Raw genomic sequence first — 14,849 nt, 5'->3', positions numbered from 1 at the left:
CGCCCCTGCCACCGTCCATGTGCCCACACCGGACGGCCCGGCTTTCTCCGTCAACGGCCGCAACGGCCGGCTCCCCTCCGAGCCGCCAACGTCCCTGCCGCCCCAGCGGCTGCTGTACGGCCTGCCCGCGCCGCCGCCCGCCGTGGAGTCGCACCCGCTCACCGTGGGTTCACTGCGCCGGGGTGGCAGTGGTTCCGGCAGCGGTCGCTGAAGCTTTCTTCTTCCTTCTCTAGTCGATGCCTCTGGAGCCACATTTCATGCCTGACTTCCTTGGACATGCCGAGAACCCGCTCCGCGAAGAGGAGTGGGCGCGTCTGAACGAGACTGTCATCCAGGTCGCCCGGCGTTCGCTGGTGGGTCGGCGCATCCTGGACATCTACGGGCCGCTGGGCGCCGGGGTGCAGACGGTTCCCTACGACGAGTTCCAGGGCGTTTCCCCCGGCGCCGTGGACATCGTCGGTGAGCAGGAGACCGCGATGGTCTTCACCGATGCTCGCAAGTTCAAGACCATCCCCATCATCTACAAGGACTTCCTGCTGCACTGGCGCGACATCGAGGCTGCGCGCACGCACAACATGCCGCTGGACGTGTCGGCCGCCGCCGGCGCCGCCGCGCTGTGCGCGCAGCAGGAAGACGAACTCATCTTCTACGGTGACGCGCGCCTGGGCTACGAAGGCCTGATGACGGCCAACGGCCGGCTCACGGTGCCGCTGGGTGACTGGACGTCGCCGGGTGGCGGTTTCCAGGCCATCGTCGAGGCCACGCGCAAGCTCAACGAGCAGGGCCACTTCGGCCCCTACGCCGTCGTCCTGTCGCCGCGGCTGTACTCGCAGCTGCACCGCATCTACGAGAAGACGGGCGTACTGGAGATTGAGACCATCCGCCAACTCGCGTCGGACGGCGTCTACCAGTCCAACCGCCTGCGCGGGGACTCCGGCGTGGTGGTGTCCACCGGCCGGGAGAACATGGACCTCGCGGTGTCCATGGACATGGTGGCGGCGTACCTGGGCGCGTCGCGGATGAACCACCCGTTCCGCGTCCTGGAGGCGCTGCTGCTGCGCATCAAGCACCCGGACGCCATCTGCACCCTGGAGGGCGCCGGCGCCACGGAACGTCGCTAGTTCCGGTCGCCCGCGGTCACGACTTCCACCATGGCCAAGGTCCTGGTCATCGACGACGAGGCGAACCTCCGCAAGGTGCTCGCCGCGATGCTGCGCCGGGACGGCTTCGACGTCACCGTGGCGGAGAACGGCGAGCAAGGGCTCGCCGAGTTCCACAAGAACGGCGCGGACATCGTGGTAACGGACCTGGTGATGCCCAAGGTGGGCGGCATGGAGGTGCTCGGCACCATCCGCACCGCCAACCCGGACGTCCCCGTCATCATCATCACCGCGCATGGCACGGTGGACTCCGCCGTGGACGCCATCAAGGCGGGCGCGTTCGACTACATCACCAAGCCCTTCGATCAGGCGGAGCTGTCCTCCGTCGTCGCCAAGGCCGCGAAGACGAACGAGAGCGCCCGCCGCTCCGTGCGCCCGGACGTGAAGGCGCGCGCGGCCATCATCGGCGACTCGTCGACGATCCAAGAGGTCTACAAGATCATCGACAAGGTGGCGGACACGCCGTCCACGGTGCTCATCACCGGGGAGAGCGGCACCGGCAAGGAGCTCATCGCCACCGCGCTGCACGGCGCCTCCAGCCGCCGCGACAAGCCGTTCATCAAGATCAACTGCGCCGCCATTCCCCACACACTGCTGGAGAGCGAGCTCTTCGGCTACGAGCGTGGGGCCTTCACCGGCGCCGTCACGTCCAAGCCCGGCCGCTTCGAGCTGGCCGACGAGGGCACGCTCTTCCTGGACGAGATCGGCGAGATTCCGGTGGAGATGCAGGTGAAGCTGCTGCGCGCGATTCAAGAGGGCGAGTTCGAACGCGTGGGCGGCATCAAGACGACGCGCGTGGACGTGCGGCTCGTGGCCGCCACCAACCGCGACCTCCAGGCGGAGATTGAAGCCGGCCGCTTCCGCAAGGACCTCTACTACCGCCTGGCGGTGGTCCCCATCTCCCTGCCCGCCCTGCGCGAGCGCCGCAGCGACATCCCCATGCTCGCCCGGCACTTCGTGGAGAAGTACAACCGGCGCCTCAACAAGAAGATTGAAGGCATCGCCGACGACGCCATGGCCCTGCTCCAGGGCTACGCGTGGCCGGGCAACATCCGCGAGCTGGAGAACCTCATCGAGCGCGTGCTCCTGTTCGCGGACGGGCCTCTCATCACCGCCCGCGACCTGCCGGAGCCGGTCCGCCAGGGAACGAGCGTCCATGCGAGCGCCAACCTAGCCAGCGCGGTGGCCTCCATCGACGTTCCCACGGGGGAAGTCGGCCTGAAGGACATCGTCCGGATGAAGGCCGCCGAACTCGAGCGGGACCTCATCGTGAAGAAGCTCGAGGAGACGGGTGGCAACGTCACCCGGGCCGCTCGGTTGCTTCAAATCAGCCGCAAGTCACTCCAGACGAAGATGAAGGAGTTTGGCTTGCGCGACACCACACCAGACGGGCAGGAAGACGGTCCGGACGAATAGACCGCGAGGAAGCGGAATTCCGCTTCGCGCGCGTCGGTTCCGGGCCCGCCCACCCATTCCAACTCAGGGAGCTTGTATGCGGCCGAACCTTCCCACACTCGGTGCCCCTCCGAAGCGCAGTCCCTTCGGCACGGTGGTCGCCGTGTCACTCATCCTCGGCGGTGCCGCCGGCGGCGTGTGGTGGTGGAAGCAGCGGATGGTTCAGGCGACGGAAGAGGCCGCGGCTCAGATGCCCAACGCAGTCCCCGACGCGGGCGCCGTCGCCGCGGCGCCCGCGCCGGCGCCCGTGGCCACGGACCCGGTGAAGGCCGCGGGCCTGGAGCGCGTCTCGGTGAGCATCAGCGGCCCCCTGGAGACCGCGCTCGTCAACGCCGCTGGCTCGGACGTGGGTCCGGCGCTGGCGCAGGTGGTGACGCGCACCCTGGTGTGGTGGGTCTCCGTGCCCGGGGAGATTCTCCGCGGTGACACGCTGGAGGTGCTCTACCAGCGCCGCACCAACGAGGAGCCCCTGGTGCACGCGGTGCGCTTCACCAGCGCCAAGCTGGGCAAGACGCTGAGCGCGTACCGCTACCAGGCCAACGGCGAGCCCAATGCCCGGTACTACCTGCCCGGCGGCGACGAGCTGGAGCTGAGGCTGGAGCGCTCCCCCATCGACGACTACGAGCAGGTGACGTCCCTGCTTCGCGACGGCCGCAAGCACAAGGGCGTGGACTTCCGCACCCCGGTCGGCACGCCCATCAAGGCCCCCTTCAACGGGGTGGTGAAGCGGAAGAACTGGAACTTCAGCAGCAACGGCAACTGCATCGAGCTGGTGGAGTCGGGGGGCAAGGGGCGCCGCGCGCTCTTCCTCCACCTGGACGAGGTGGACAAGAGCGTCAAGCCGGGCACCCGGTTCTCCGTGGGGCAGGTCATCGCCAAGAGCGGCAACACGGGCCGCAGCTTCGCCCCCCACCTCCACTACCAGCTCATGACGCAGGATGACCGGGTGCTGGACCCCTACGACCAGCACAAGACCTACCGCCGCTCACTGGCCGCGCAGCACCGGTCGGGTTTCGAGGCGGAGGTGCGCCGGATGGATGGGTTGCTGAGCGCGTCCGTGGTCGCCGGCAAGTAAAAGCCACCCGTTTCTTGACACTCCTTCGACGGCACGGCTAGCTGGAAGCCCCCCGGGCTTGCCGGTAGGCCAGGGAGATTTGCCGTCGGAGGTCGGATGCACAGGCTTCGCGTCGTACTTGCCGCGCTGACGCTGGGCGCGCCGTTCGCCGCCACCGCGGCGGACATCACCCGGATTGCGTCGTCGCTCGAGGAGGACGACCCGTTCGACCTCTTCATCGACGTCGGCTTCGAGCGCACACAGAACCGCGCGAAGATCATCCGCGAGCAGTTGGCCCCCGCCGGGCAACCGGCGGGCCGCCGGGATGCGTCGGAGCTCTGGTACAAAGGCGTGGACGCCCGGCTCAACCTGGAGCTGTCCGTCGGCCTCTACAGGGACCTGGAGTTCTCCTTCGCCCTGCCCGTCGTCTTCTCGCAGAACGAGCGTTGGGACTTCACGTCCAACTCGTCTCCCGAGACGTCCACCATCACCAACAACTGCCTGAACGCCAACGGCTCCGTCATCCCGGGCTGTCTGGATGGCTCGGCACCGGGCAGTGCCCTGTTCGACGTACCGCAGGAGAGCTTCCGCGGCGGCCTGGGCAACATGCGCTTCGGCCTGGCCTACGCCTTCTTCAACCAGGAGAAGGACGAGACGAAGCCCACCTGGATTGTCGGCCTGGAGTACGAGGCCCCCACCGCGAAGCTGCGTGACGCGGCCGCGGACACCACCAACTCGGACAGCCGCGGCAACATTGGCGACCGCATCCACAAGTACCAGCTCTACACGGCCTTCTCGCGCCGCATCGGCGCGGCCGAGCCGTACTTCAAGGCGCACTACACCATCCCCGTGCGCGGTCCGGGCGCCTACTCCAATTGCGTCCAGAAGGACTCCAACCCGGAGAACCTGGGCGCCCCGGACAACTGCTTCACGGGCCCGTGGAACCGCAAGGAGACGGGCATCAACGCCCCTCACACCGCGGGCATGCTCTTCGGCGTGGAGCTGGTGCCCTTCAACCGGCCGGCGAAGTCGCAGCGCTTCGCCCTGGACGTCCGGGGTATCGGCAACTACGTGGGCAGTGGCCGCTACTACAACGAGCTGAGCGCCGCCCTGCGCAAGCTGCTCACCTCCGAGGACTACTTCCAGGTGGGTGGCATGCTGGGCGTCACGGCGAACGCGTCGCAGGCCTTCCAGATTCGCGCGTCCGGCATGTTCCTCTACAACACCAACCACGCCCTCACCGCCGAGGATCCGGGGCGTGACGCGAACAACGACGGCGGCGTGGACACACAGCCCGGCTCGCCCGACCTCAACCCCAACTTCGACTGGCGCTACGACCTGGTGTCTCGCCGCTTCCTCGCGGTGGAGAGCACCACGTTCCGCTTCGACCTGAGCGCCACGTTCAGCTTCTAGCGTGGCCCGGTGGGCGCCGATGACGGCGCCCACCTGGGGACTCAGCGCTTCAGCGAGAGCCCCAGTCGATAGACGTCCTGACCGGCCCAGCCCGCGCGGCGGGCCAGCTCGGTGCTCAGCGCCTTGAGCTTCTCGCCGCGCGACAGCCCCTCCTCCAGAGCCCGGCGCAATTCCTCCTCGGACCAGCGCGTCTCGCCGGTGCGGCCCTCCACCAGCACCACCACCTCGCCGCGAGGCTCCTCCACCGCGTAGCGCGCGGCCAGTTCGGACAAGGTGCCCCGGGCGAACTCCTCGTGCAGCTTCGTCAACTCCCGCGCCACGCACGCGCGCCGGTCGCCCCAGGCGTCGAGCAGGTCCGGCAACGTCTCCGACAGGCGGCGTGGGGACTCATAGAGCACCAGGGTGGCGGACAGCTGCGCCACTTCCTCCAGCATCGCCCGGCGCTCGGCGCCCTTGCGCGGGAGGAAGCCCAGAAAGTGGAAGCGCCCCGTGGGCAATCCAGAGGCGCTCAGCGCGGCGACCAGAGCCGTGGGGCCTGGTACCGGCACCACCGTCAATCCGCGCTCCAGCGCCTCGGCCACCAGCTTCTCGCCCGGGTCACTGATGGCGGGGCTGCCCGCGTCAGTCACCAGCGCACAGTCCTCCCCTTCCCCAATCCGGTCCAGGATGCGTCCGGCTCGCTGCCCTTCCGCGAAGGCAGGCAGGCTCACCAGGTCCTTCCCGCCAATGCCAAAGTGGTCGAGCAGCACCCGCGAGTGCCGCGTGTCCTCACACGCGATGAAGCGCACCGCGCGCAGGGTCTCCAACGCGCGCGACGTGATGTCCCCCAGGTTCCCGATGGGCGTCGCCACCAGATAGAGCGTTCCAGCCATGGCGTCGTCCTCTCACATCCCCGCGTCGAAGGCGCCAGGGATGTGCTCCACGGTGGCGCGCTCCCCGCGCCCCACCACCGAAATCACGTCGAAACGGAGCATCCGTCCACGCAAGTCATGCGCGAACAGGTACCGAAGCGCCGCCTTCACCACCCTGCGCTGCTTGGCGAAAGACACGCTGTGGGAGGGGTCACCCCAGGTGGCCGTGGAGCGCATCCGCACTTCCACGAAGCACACCAGGTCATCACGTTCGGCGACCACGTCCAGCTCCCCGAAGCGACAGGTCCAGTTGCGATCCCGCACCCGCCACCCCTGCGCCTCCAGGAAGCGCACCGCCGCCTCCTCCCCAGCATTCCCGTACTCCCGCCGCTCAGCCGGCGCCGCTCGTCGCATCCACCCCTCCCCCTGCGGACCTCCCCCTGGAGGCAACCCGCCACGTCGCCTCAGACGTTAACGGGGCCGTCCGACATCTGCGCGAAGCCCGGGTGCGAGGTGACGTGCAGCACCTGCGTCAGCGTCCCCAGGTGCTTCAGCATGCGGGCGATGAGGGGCAGCTTCACCTCCTCCATCCCCGTGAAGACGTCCTCCAGCAGAAAGGGACGCTTCACGCGGGCGCTCGCCTTCTCCACCACCGTCATCCGCAGGGCCAGGTAGTACAGGTCCAGGTCCTTCGCGGGGAGCTCGCCCACCGGCACCCGCCGGCCCGAGGCCAGGGCGAAGGCCTTGCCCTCGCGGTCCCACTCGATGCCCTGGTACCGCCGGTCCGTGAGCGCGGTGAGGTACTGGACGCAGCGCTCCTTCAGCATCGCCTGCACGGACAGGATGTCCGTGGTGAACACGTCCGCCGCCTGGGAAAGCAGCATGGGCGACGGATCCTCCAGCGTCTCCACAGGCACGGAGCCATCCGGGCCCGGCGCGGTCGGCGGCGGAGGCGCCTTGGCCAGTGCGATGGACTCCTTCAGCCGGCCCATCTCACGCTCCACCTCGCGCACGTCGCGCACGTAGGTGCCCTTCTGCGTCAGCTCGTCGTTGAGCGCTTCCGCCTCTGCCTTCAGCGACTGAACCTGGGCGGCCGCCGCGAGGTAGTCCGGATCCGACTCCATGGTGTGCAGTTGGTCCTGCAGTTCGGCCACCCGCGCGGCTAGCAGCTCCTTGCGCTCCAGGGCCGGGGCGATGCCATCCAGCTCTTCCACGTCGAGTGCCTTCTGCGCCATGCGCAGCGGCGCGGCTTCCGCCTCGTACTCCTCGAGGATCTTCTTCTCCCGGATGTCGAAGCGGTTCTCCTTGCTGCCATGCCGCGTGGCCTTCTGCAGGTCATCCACGTAGCGAAGCGCCAGGAAGGCGGCGACACCGAAGGCCGGGATGTCCAGCAGCGCCAGGTAGCGGAAGGTCCGGTCCACTCCAAAGCCCAGGCCCACGGCCAGCGCCAGGAACAGAACTCCCGCGCCCAGGCCGGCCCAGAACCCCATGTTCTGCGTCAGGGGCGGCACCGACGCGGGACGCGCCTCCACCTCGTTCTCCCGGTCCGCGTTGAGGCGCGCCAGGGCCTCGTCACGACGGGCAATCACCTTGGGGTGGCGCTTCAGGCGGTTCACGATGTCCTGAGGCAGCCCCAGGGACTCGGGTGTCGGCGCCGCGCGCCAGGCGGCCTCGGCCTCGGCAATGGCCACCTTGAGCCCCTCGGTGCCCTTCAGCCGCTGCTCGGCGTCGAAGATCTGGGACGCCACGCCGTCCGCCTTGAACTGAAGGCTGTCCACCTCCGTGGAGGCAGCCAGTTCCTGCTCCAGCGCGCGCAACTTCGCCTCGGCGGCGGGGATGTCCTCCGCGGGCAGCACCGTGGAGGCAGACGCCAATGATGGGTACCTGCCGGACGTCTTGGGGTCCACCTTCGCCGCGGCGGCAGCGGACTTCCTCGGGCGTCGTGAGGGAAGCTGCGCGGACTGAAGGCAGTACACCTGCTCGAACGTGGTCTTCGGTGGAAGTCCCGCCTGTCCGCGAAGGAACTGGCTGATCTCCGACGCGTCCGACGAGACGAGCTCCGGCTGCTGCGTCGTGGGATTCATCCGGTGCAACGTTCCGGAGCCGCCGAGGTCACGCAGCACGCGGTACGTCACCCCATCCACACCGACGAACGTCAGGGCCGCCTTGCCCGACTTCGCACCGGTGGCGATGAAGCTGGCGTCAGTGCCGCGCCCATCCGCGAAGAGCAGCGCGAGGGAGAGGCCTGCCAGGGGGCTCGACTCCGCCGAGGGCGGTTTGAGGACGAGGTATCCCGCCTTCAGGGCAAAGCGCCCCGCGGGGGAGAAACCGCGGACGTTCTGGACGGCGACTTCGGCGAATTGCATGGCTCGCGCATGTTAGCGCGAATGAAAAAAGGAGCGTCCGGGATCGGACGCTCCTTTTCACTGCTCAGGCGCTGGAAGCGCTCAGGAGGCCGAAGCGGCCTTCTTGGACGGCTTCGGCTCTTCGATGACGTCGACGCGCGCCGCCTTGCCCTTGAGGTCACGGAGGTAGAACAGGCGCTTGCGGTTCACGTCACCGCGCGACAGGACCTCGATCTTCTCGTAGCGGGGGCTGTGCAGCGGGAACACGCGCTCCACGCCGACGCCGAAGGAGAGCTTCCGCACCGTGAAGGTAGCGCGGTGATTGCCCTTGGTCTTCCGGATGACGATGCCCTCGAACGCCTGCACGCGCTCCTTCTCGCCCTCCTTGACCTTCCAGTGGACGCGCACGGAATCACCGGTATTGAACACGGTGACGTCCTGGCGCAGGAACTTGGCCTCGATGTGCTGAATGGCGGCGTTGCGCATGACAAACTCCGGAAAACTTGAACTGACGCGATGGTCGCGTGAAGAGCGGGCCGTACTAACAGAGAGAGCGGTGTCGGACAAGCCCTGATGATCCAACTCGCTAGCAACGCTCAGGGTTACAGCTCTTCCTCCCGACGGGCCAGAAGTTTCTGGTCGGCCTTCGACAGCACCACGCGGGCATACAGGTCCGGGCGGCGCTCATGGGTGAGCACCAACGACTTCCAGCGCCGCCAGCGGGCAATCCGGGCATGGTCGCCGGACTGCAGGGCGGCCGGCACCTCGACGCCCCGGAAGACAGGCGGGCGGGTGTACTGGGGATGCTCCAGCAGGCCTTCCTCGAAGCTCTCCGTGACGGACGAATCCACGTTGCCCAGCACCCCGGGCACCAGCCGCGCCACCGCGTCCACCACCGTCATGGCCGCCAGCTCGCCGCCAGTGAGAACGAAGTCCCCCAGGGACAGCTCCCCGTCGAGGTGCGCCATCACCCGCTCGTCCACGCCCTCGTAGCGGCCGCAGACCAGGATGAGGCCCGCCTCGTGACGGACCAGCTCACGCGCGGTGGCCTGGGTGAAGGTGGGCCCTCGGGGGCTCATGAGCAGCACCCGCGCGCCCGGATGCCGCGCTTTGGCCGCCTCAATCGCGGCGACCAGCGGCTCCGGCTTCATCACCATGCCGGCGCCGCCGCCGTAGGGCGCGTCGTCGGTGACGCGGTGCTTGCCCTCGGCGTACTCGCGGATATCCGTGATGGTGGTGGCCAGCAGGCCCTTCTCCTGAGCCTTCCCGAGGATGCTGGCCCCCAGGTAACCGGTCACCATGCCGGGGAACAACGTGAGGATCTCCACCGGATACGGTGGGCTCATTCCGCGTCCTCCGGGCCTCCACCTGACTCGGCGCCCTTGCGTCCCGCCTCCACGTACTCGGGCGGATGGATGACGATGCGCCGCGCCTCGAGGTCCACGGTGGGGACGAACTCGTCGGCGAAGGGAACCACCAGCTCCTCGCGCCCGGAAGCGCGAATGACCAGGTTGGGCACCTCGCCGGTGGTCCAGATCTCCTCCACCCGGCCCAGCGCGTTCCCGTTGGCGTCCACGGCCTCAAGCCCCACCAGGTCACCCTGGAAGAACTCGCCCTCCGCGGGTGGCTCCAGATCTTCGCGGAAGACGAACACCTTGGCGCCCACGAGCGCCTCCGCGTCGTTCCGCGACTCCACGCCTTCGAGGACCACGATGTCCTCCTTGGGCGTGGGCCGGAGCGCCTCCAGCCGCATTTCCCGCTCCACACCGGCGCGCGTCCGCACCCAGATGCGATCGACGGTGTCGAGCGTCTCCGACGCCGGATCCAATGCGCGAATGGCGACCTCGCCACGCAGCCCGTGAGCACGCGCGACGTATCCCAACTCCAGATAGGGACTGGTGGCCGTCACTGCGCGGAGTCCGGCGCGACCGGAGCGCCTGCTGCATTGCGCCGGTCGTCGAGAATCTCCAGGCGGACCTTCTGCCCGGACTTCTGTGCGGCGGCATTGAGCAGCGTCCGGAGGGCATTCACGGTGCGCCCGTCACGGCCGATGACCTTGCCGACGTCCTCGGCGGAGACCTTCAGCTCGAAGAGCCGGGCCCCTTCCGCCTCGGAAATGCGCAGGCTGACCTGGTCAGGATGATCGACCAGGGCCCGCGCCAGATAGTTGAGAAGCTGCTCCACGTCCACTCGGGCGTGGCTCAGACCGCGGGAGCGGGCTTGGCCTTACCGGCGACCTTGATCAGGTCCGCAACGGTCTCAGACGGCGTCGCGCCAGTCTTCAGCCAGTAGTTGAGGCGCTCCTCGTTGAACTCCACCTTCGGCGGCTCCTGGTTCGGATCGTACGCGCCCACGGCCTCGATGAACTTGCCGTCCCGGGGGTTGCGGGAATCGGTGGCGACCACGTGGTAGTACGGCTTCTTCTTGACGCCCGCGCGGGCAAGACGGAGGACAACGGCCATTGAATGCTCTCCAACAAACAGGAAACGTCTTAGGAAAGGGGTGGCGCTCTTAACGCCGCTCCCGTTGGATTGTCAAGGAAGTTCGGGAACTTATGTCGTACTATCGGCCCCGGCTTGTGTCTCGCCGCGATTGGCGAGCTGCCCGCAGGCGCCGGCGATGTCCCGGCCCCGGTTCCTGCGGATGTAGGCGGCGACGTGGCCGTCCGCGAGGATGGCGCGGAACTCCTCCGCCCGCTCCTCGCCGGTGGTGTGGAACCCCAGGCCGGGATTCTCGTTGTAGGGGATCAGGTTCACCTTCACCGGGATGCCCTTGAGCAGCTCGATGAGCCGGTGCGCGTCCTCGTCCGCGTCGTTGAAGCCCTTGATGAGGACGTACTCGAAGGTGATGCGGCGGCCCTGACGCAGCGGGAACTTCCGGCAGGCGTCCAGCAAGGCCGCGATGTTCCACTTGCGGTTGACGGGCATCGTCTTGCTGCGCTGCTCGTCCGTGCTGGCGTTGAGGGAGATGGCCAGCTTGACGTCCGTCTCCTTGCCGAAACGCTCAATCATCGGCACCAGCCCCACGGTGGAGACGGTGATGTGCCGGTGGCTGAAGTTCGGCCCGTCCTCGGACTGGAGGATGGAGAGCGCCGTCTTGAGGTTTTCGAAGTTGTGGAGCGGCTCCCCCATCCCCATGAACACCAGGTTGGAGAGCGGGCGGAGCGTCTCGTGCCCCTCGTTCTTGCGGACCTCGCGGTTCACCGCGTGGACCTGGGCCACAATCTCGCTGGGGGTCAGGTTGCGCTTGAGCCCCATGGTGCCCGTCATGCAGAAGCCGCAGGCCATGGCGCAGCCCACCTGCGTGGACACGCACAACGTCCTGCGGTCCTCGGTGGGCATGTAGACGGATTCGATGTAGCGCCCGTCCCGCGTCTTCCACCGGTACTTGATGGTGCCGTCGATGCTGCGCAGCTCGCAGTCCTTCACCAGGGGGACGATCTCCGCGCGCGCCCTGAGCTTCTCGCGCAGGACCTTGGAGAGGTCCGTCATCTCGTCGAACGAGGTGGCGCCGCGCTGGTGCAGCCAGCGGTAGATCTGCGGGGCACGGAAGGCGCGCTCACCCAGTTCCTCGGTGACGAAGCGCGACAGCGCCTCCAACGACAGGCTGGCCACGTCCACCAGCTTGGCGGGCGCGGGAGCCGGCAAAGGCTCGGTGACTGGCAGGGAGGTGGCGGAGGTCTCTGACATCGTCGTTGCGCTTAACGGTGGGCCCAGGGGCGTCCCTTCCCACACCTGGGCACGGCAAGTCAAAGGAGCCCATGCTCCCCTGCCCGCTTCGTGGACACTACCCGGTAGTGTCTCCTGGAAGAACAGCGGCCCGGGCCCGCGCCTTCTGGGAGCGCGGACACCGGGCCTGGAACGGCGGCCCCATAGAGGGCCGGCCGGCTACTTCTGGTACGGGTAGGAGTGGATCTCCGTCTCCCGGAAGAAGTACGCGATCTCGATCTTCGCGTTCTCCAGGCTGTCGGAGCCGTGCACCGTGTTCTTGTCGATGCTGGTGGCGAAGTCCTTGCGGATGGTGCCCTCGGCCGCCTGCGCGGGGTTGGTGGCGCCCATGATGTCCCGGTTGGCCAGGACCGCGTTCTCACCTTCCAGCACCATCAGGACCACCGGGCCGGAGATCATGAACTGCACCAGGTCCTTGAAGAAGGGCCGGGCCTTGTGGACCGCGTAGAAGCCCTCGGCCTGCGCCTGGGACAGGTGCTGCAGGCGGATGGCGACCGGCTTCAGCCCCTTCTCCTCGAAGCGGCTGATGATCTTCCCGATGACGCCCTTCTCCAGGCCGTCCGGCTTGATGATGGACAGCGTACGCTCGATAGCCATGTGACTGGCTCCTTGTCGTGTTTCCGTTGGGGTTTAGCGCTTCTTCGGAGCGCCCCGCTTGAGGGCCTCCTGAAGGGTGGTGCCCAGCTCGGCGGGGCTGGCGGCCATCAGGATGCCCGCGGCCTCCATGGCCTTGATCTTCTCGGTCGCCGTGCCCTTGCCGCCGGAGATGATGGCGCCAGCGTGGCCCATGCGCTTGCCCGGGGGCGCGGACTGGCCCGCGATGAACCCGGCGATGGGCTTGGTGAACTCGCGCGCCACGTACTCGGCGCCGCGCTCCTCGGCGTCACCGCCGATTTCGCCAATCATGATGACGGCGTCGGTGTCCGGGTCCGCGTTGAAGAGCTTCAGCACGTCCACGAAGTCCGTGCCGTTGACCGGGTCACCGCCGATGCCCACGGCGGTGGACTGGCCCAGGCCCAGCTGGGTGAGCTGGTGCACGGCCTCGTAGGTCAGCGTGCCGGAGCGGGACACCACGCCGATGCGGCCCGGCTTGTGGATGTGGCCCGGCATGATGCCGATCTTGCACAGCGCGCCCGGCGTGATGACGCCCGGACAGTTGGGGCCGACCAGCCGGATGCCCGGCTTGCCCTGCAGGTAGCGCTTGGCGCGCACCATGTCGTTGACCGGGATGCCCTCGGTGATGACGATGATGAGGGCCACGCCCGCGTCCGCGGCCTCCATGATGGAGTCAGCGGCGAAGGGGGGCGGCACGAAGACCACGGACGTGTTCGCGCCCGTCGCCTTCACCGCCTCGGCCACCGTGTTGAACACGGGGACCTTGCCTTCGAACGTGGTGCCGCCCTTGCCCGGAGTCACACCGGCAACGAGCTTCGTGCCGTACTCGAGCATCTGCTTCGCGTGGAACGAACCCGCCGAGCCGGTGATGCCCTGGCAGAGGACCTTCGTGTTTTCGTTGACGAGGATGGCCATGGCGTTCTTTCAGGAAAGAGTGCGCGGGATTACTTCACCGCAGCGACGGCCTTCTCCGCCGCCTGACGCAGGTTGTCCGCCGGGGTGATGGCGAGGCCGGAGTTGCTCAGCAGCTCCTTGCCCTTCTCGACGTTGGTGCCTTCCAGCCGCACCACGAGCGGAACCTTGAGCTGGACCTCCTTCGCCGCGGCGATGATGCCCTCGGCGATGACGTCGCACTTCATGATGCCGCCAAAGATGTTGACCAGCACCGCCTTAACGGCCGGGTCCGCCAGGATGAGCTTGAAGGCCGCGGTGACCTTCTCCTTGTTGGCGCCGCCGCCCACGTCCAGGAAGTTGGCCGGGCTGCCGCCCACCAGCTTGATGGTGTCCATGGTGGCCATCGCCAGGCCGGCGCCGTTCACCATGCAGCCGATGTTGCCATCCAGCGCGATGTAGGCCAGGTCCCACTCCTTGGCCTGGATCTCACGGGGCTCCTCTTCGGCCAGGTCGCGGTACTCCAGCAGGTCCTTGTGCCGGTAGAGCGCGTTCTCGTCGAAGGTCACCTTCGCGTCGAGCGCCACCACGCCGCCATCCTTCAGGATGACCAGCGGGTTGATCTCCACGAGCGAGGCGTCCGTGTCGATGAACATCCGGTACAGCGCCGAGCAGAACTGGGTGAACTTGTTCACCGTGGGGCCCGTCAGGCCCAGCCCGAAGGCCAGCTTGCGGCCCTGGAAGTCCTGGAAGCCCACGGCCGGGTCCACCGACTCGCGGAGGATCTTCTCCGGGTGCTTCTCCGCCACCTCTTCAATCTCCACGCCGCCCTCGCGGGAAGCCATGAAGGTGATTCGGCTGGTGGCGCGGTCCAGCGTCACGCCCAGGTACAGCTCCTGGCCAATGGCGAGACCTTCTTCGATGTAGACCTTGTGGACCGTCTGGCCTTCCGGCCCGGTCTGGATGGTCTTGAGCTTCATGCCAAGCATCTGCTTGGCCAGCTCCTTGGCTTCCGCGGGGCTCTTGGCCAGCTTCACGCCGCCGCCCTTGCCGCGGCCACCCGCGTGGATCTGGGCCTTCACGACGACCACAGAAGTGCCGAGCTCCTTCGCGGCGGCCTCCGCGTCGTTGGCGGAAATGGCGAGGATGCCCTTCGGCGTGGGCACGCCATACTTCCGGAAGATTTCCTTGCCCTGGTACTCGTGGATCTTCATCGAGGCTCCGGTGGAGACGAGGGAGACAGCCTGAACAGAGGCGTCAGCGCCGGGCCCTCATTGCGCAGAAAAGGACGGAGTGCAAGACCGTTTGACCCCGGTACACCTGCATCGTCCGACAGG

16 protein-coding genes and 1 pseudogene are annotated in these 14,849 nt (G+C 67.7%); 5 read left to right on the top strand and 12 right to left on the bottom strand.

Annotated elements, in window-relative coordinates:
• The 5 genes and pseudogenes from encB to FL344_RS30790 all read left to right on the top strand — a co-directional run.
• Window positions 1–211 (top strand): annotated as a pseudogene (gene encB / locus FL344_RS30810) (encapsulin nanocompartment cargo protein EncB); the annotation flags it as partial.
• A gap of 46 nt (window positions 212–257) precedes the next feature.
• Window positions 258–1,121, top strand: coding sequence for an encapsulin nanocompartment shell protein EncA (encA, locus tag FL344_RS30805; RefSeq protein ID WP_140791576.1), 864 nt, complete (start codon window positions 258–260; stop codon window positions 1,119–1,121).
• A gap of 30 nt (window positions 1,122–1,151) precedes the next feature.
• Window positions 1,152–2,576 (top strand): sigma-54 dependent transcriptional regulator, encoded by a 1,425-nt coding sequence (locus FL344_RS30800; RefSeq protein ID WP_141588839.1) that lies wholly within the window; start codon window positions 1,152–1,154, stop codon window positions 2,574–2,576.
• Window positions 2,524–3,690, top strand: coding sequence for a peptidoglycan DD-metalloendopeptidase family protein (locus FL344_RS30795; protein ID WP_141621039.1), 1,167 nt, complete (start codon window positions 2,524–2,526; stop codon window positions 3,688–3,690). The genes FL344_RS30800 and FL344_RS30795 overlap by 53 nt, the downstream gene beginning before the upstream one ends.
• Window positions 3,691–3,786: 96 nt before the next feature.
• A complete protein-coding gene (locus tag FL344_RS30790; RefSeq protein ID WP_141588837.1) occupies window positions 3,787–5,082 on the top strand; it encodes a hypothetical protein in 1,296 nt (431 codons plus the stop codon).
• A 41-nt stretch (window positions 5,083–5,123) separates the two neighbouring features.
• Here FL344_RS30790 and rsmI read toward each other — a convergent pair whose 3' ends face one another.
• The 12 genes from rsmI to sucC all read right to left on the bottom strand — a co-directional run bounded on the left by rsmI (window position 5,124) and on the right by sucC (window position 14,726).
• On the bottom strand, window positions 5,124–5,954 hold the full coding sequence (gene rsmI, locus FL344_RS30785) for a 16S rRNA (cytidine(1402)-2'-O)-methyltransferase (RefSeq protein ID WP_141621038.1): 831 nt from the start codon (window positions 5,952–5,954) through the stop codon (window positions 5,124–5,126).
• A gap of 12 nt (window positions 5,955–5,966) precedes the next feature.
• A complete protein-coding gene (locus FL344_RS30780; protein WP_141621037.1) occupies window positions 5,967–6,347 on the bottom strand; it encodes a YraN family protein in 381 nt (126 codons plus the stop codon).
• Window positions 6,348–6,397: 50 nt separating this feature from the next.
• Window positions 6,398–8,299: an ATP-binding protein gene (locus FL344_RS30775; protein ID WP_141621036.1), complete on the bottom strand. Its 1,902-nt coding sequence runs from the start codon at window positions 8,297–8,299 to the stop codon at window positions 6,398–6,400.
• An 81-nt stretch (window positions 8,300–8,380) separates the two neighbouring features.
• Entirely contained in the window at window positions 8,381–8,764 is a 384-nt protein-coding gene (gene rplS / locus FL344_RS30770) for a 50S ribosomal protein L19 (protein ID WP_141593865.1), read from the bottom strand.
• Window positions 8,765–8,880: 116 nt separating this feature from the next.
• Entirely contained in the window at window positions 8,881–9,624 is a 744-nt protein-coding gene (gene trmD / locus FL344_RS30765) for a tRNA (guanosine(37)-N1)-methyltransferase TrmD (protein WP_011553577.1), read from the bottom strand.
• The gene (gene rimM, locus FL344_RS30760; protein WP_140862715.1) at window positions 9,621–10,187 is read right to left on the bottom strand and encodes a ribosome maturation factor RimM; all 567 of its coding nucleotides are present in this window, start codon (window positions 10,185–10,187) and stop codon (window positions 9,621–9,623) included. Before rimM ends, trmD begins: the two co-directional genes overlap by 4 nt.
• Window positions 10,184–10,468 carry a KH domain-containing protein gene (locus tag FL344_RS30755; protein ID WP_011553575.1) on the bottom strand — a complete coding sequence of 95 codons (285 nt, stop codon included), beginning with the start codon at window positions 10,466–10,468 and terminating at the stop codon, window positions 10,184–10,186. Before FL344_RS30755 ends, rimM begins: the two co-directional genes overlap by 4 nt.
• An 11-nt stretch (window positions 10,469–10,479) precedes the next feature.
• Complete coding sequence (rpsP, locus tag FL344_RS30750; protein ID WP_011553574.1) at window positions 10,480–10,740, bottom strand: 30S ribosomal protein S16; 261 nt, start codon at window positions 10,738–10,740, stop codon at window positions 10,480–10,482.
• A gap of 90 nt (window positions 10,741–10,830) precedes the next feature.
• A complete protein-coding gene (rlmN, locus tag FL344_RS30745) occupies window positions 10,831–11,967 on the bottom strand; it encodes a 23S rRNA (adenine(2503)-C(2))-methyltransferase RlmN (protein WP_141621035.1) in 1,137 nt (378 codons plus the stop codon).
• Window positions 11,968–12,165: 198 nt separating this feature from the next.
• A complete protein-coding gene (gene ndk, locus FL344_RS30740) occupies window positions 12,166–12,603 on the bottom strand; it encodes a nucleoside-diphosphate kinase (RefSeq protein ID WP_011553572.1) in 438 nt (145 codons plus the stop codon).
• A gap of 33 nt (window positions 12,604–12,636) precedes the next feature.
• Window positions 12,637–13,536, bottom strand: a complete 900-nt coding sequence (gene sucD, locus FL344_RS30735) for a succinate--CoA ligase subunit alpha (RefSeq protein WP_141593867.1) — start codon at window positions 13,534–13,536, stop codon at window positions 12,637–12,639.
• 29 nt (window positions 13,537–13,565) lie between these two features.
• Complete coding sequence (gene sucC / locus FL344_RS30730) at window positions 13,566–14,726, bottom strand: ADP-forming succinate--CoA ligase subunit beta (protein ID WP_141593868.1); 1,161 nt, start codon at window positions 14,724–14,726, stop codon at window positions 13,566–13,568.
• Between the last annotated feature and the right edge of the window lie 123 nt (window positions 14,727–14,849).

It is taken from the genome of Myxococcus sp. AB036A, assembly GCF_006547355.1.
GTDB classification, from domain to species: domain Bacteria; phylum Myxococcota; class Myxococcia; order Myxococcales; family Myxococcaceae; genus Myxococcus; species Myxococcus virescens.
The sequence above is the reverse complement of the archived record's forward strand: the minus strand, read 5'-3'. Positions and strand labels throughout refer to the sequence as shown.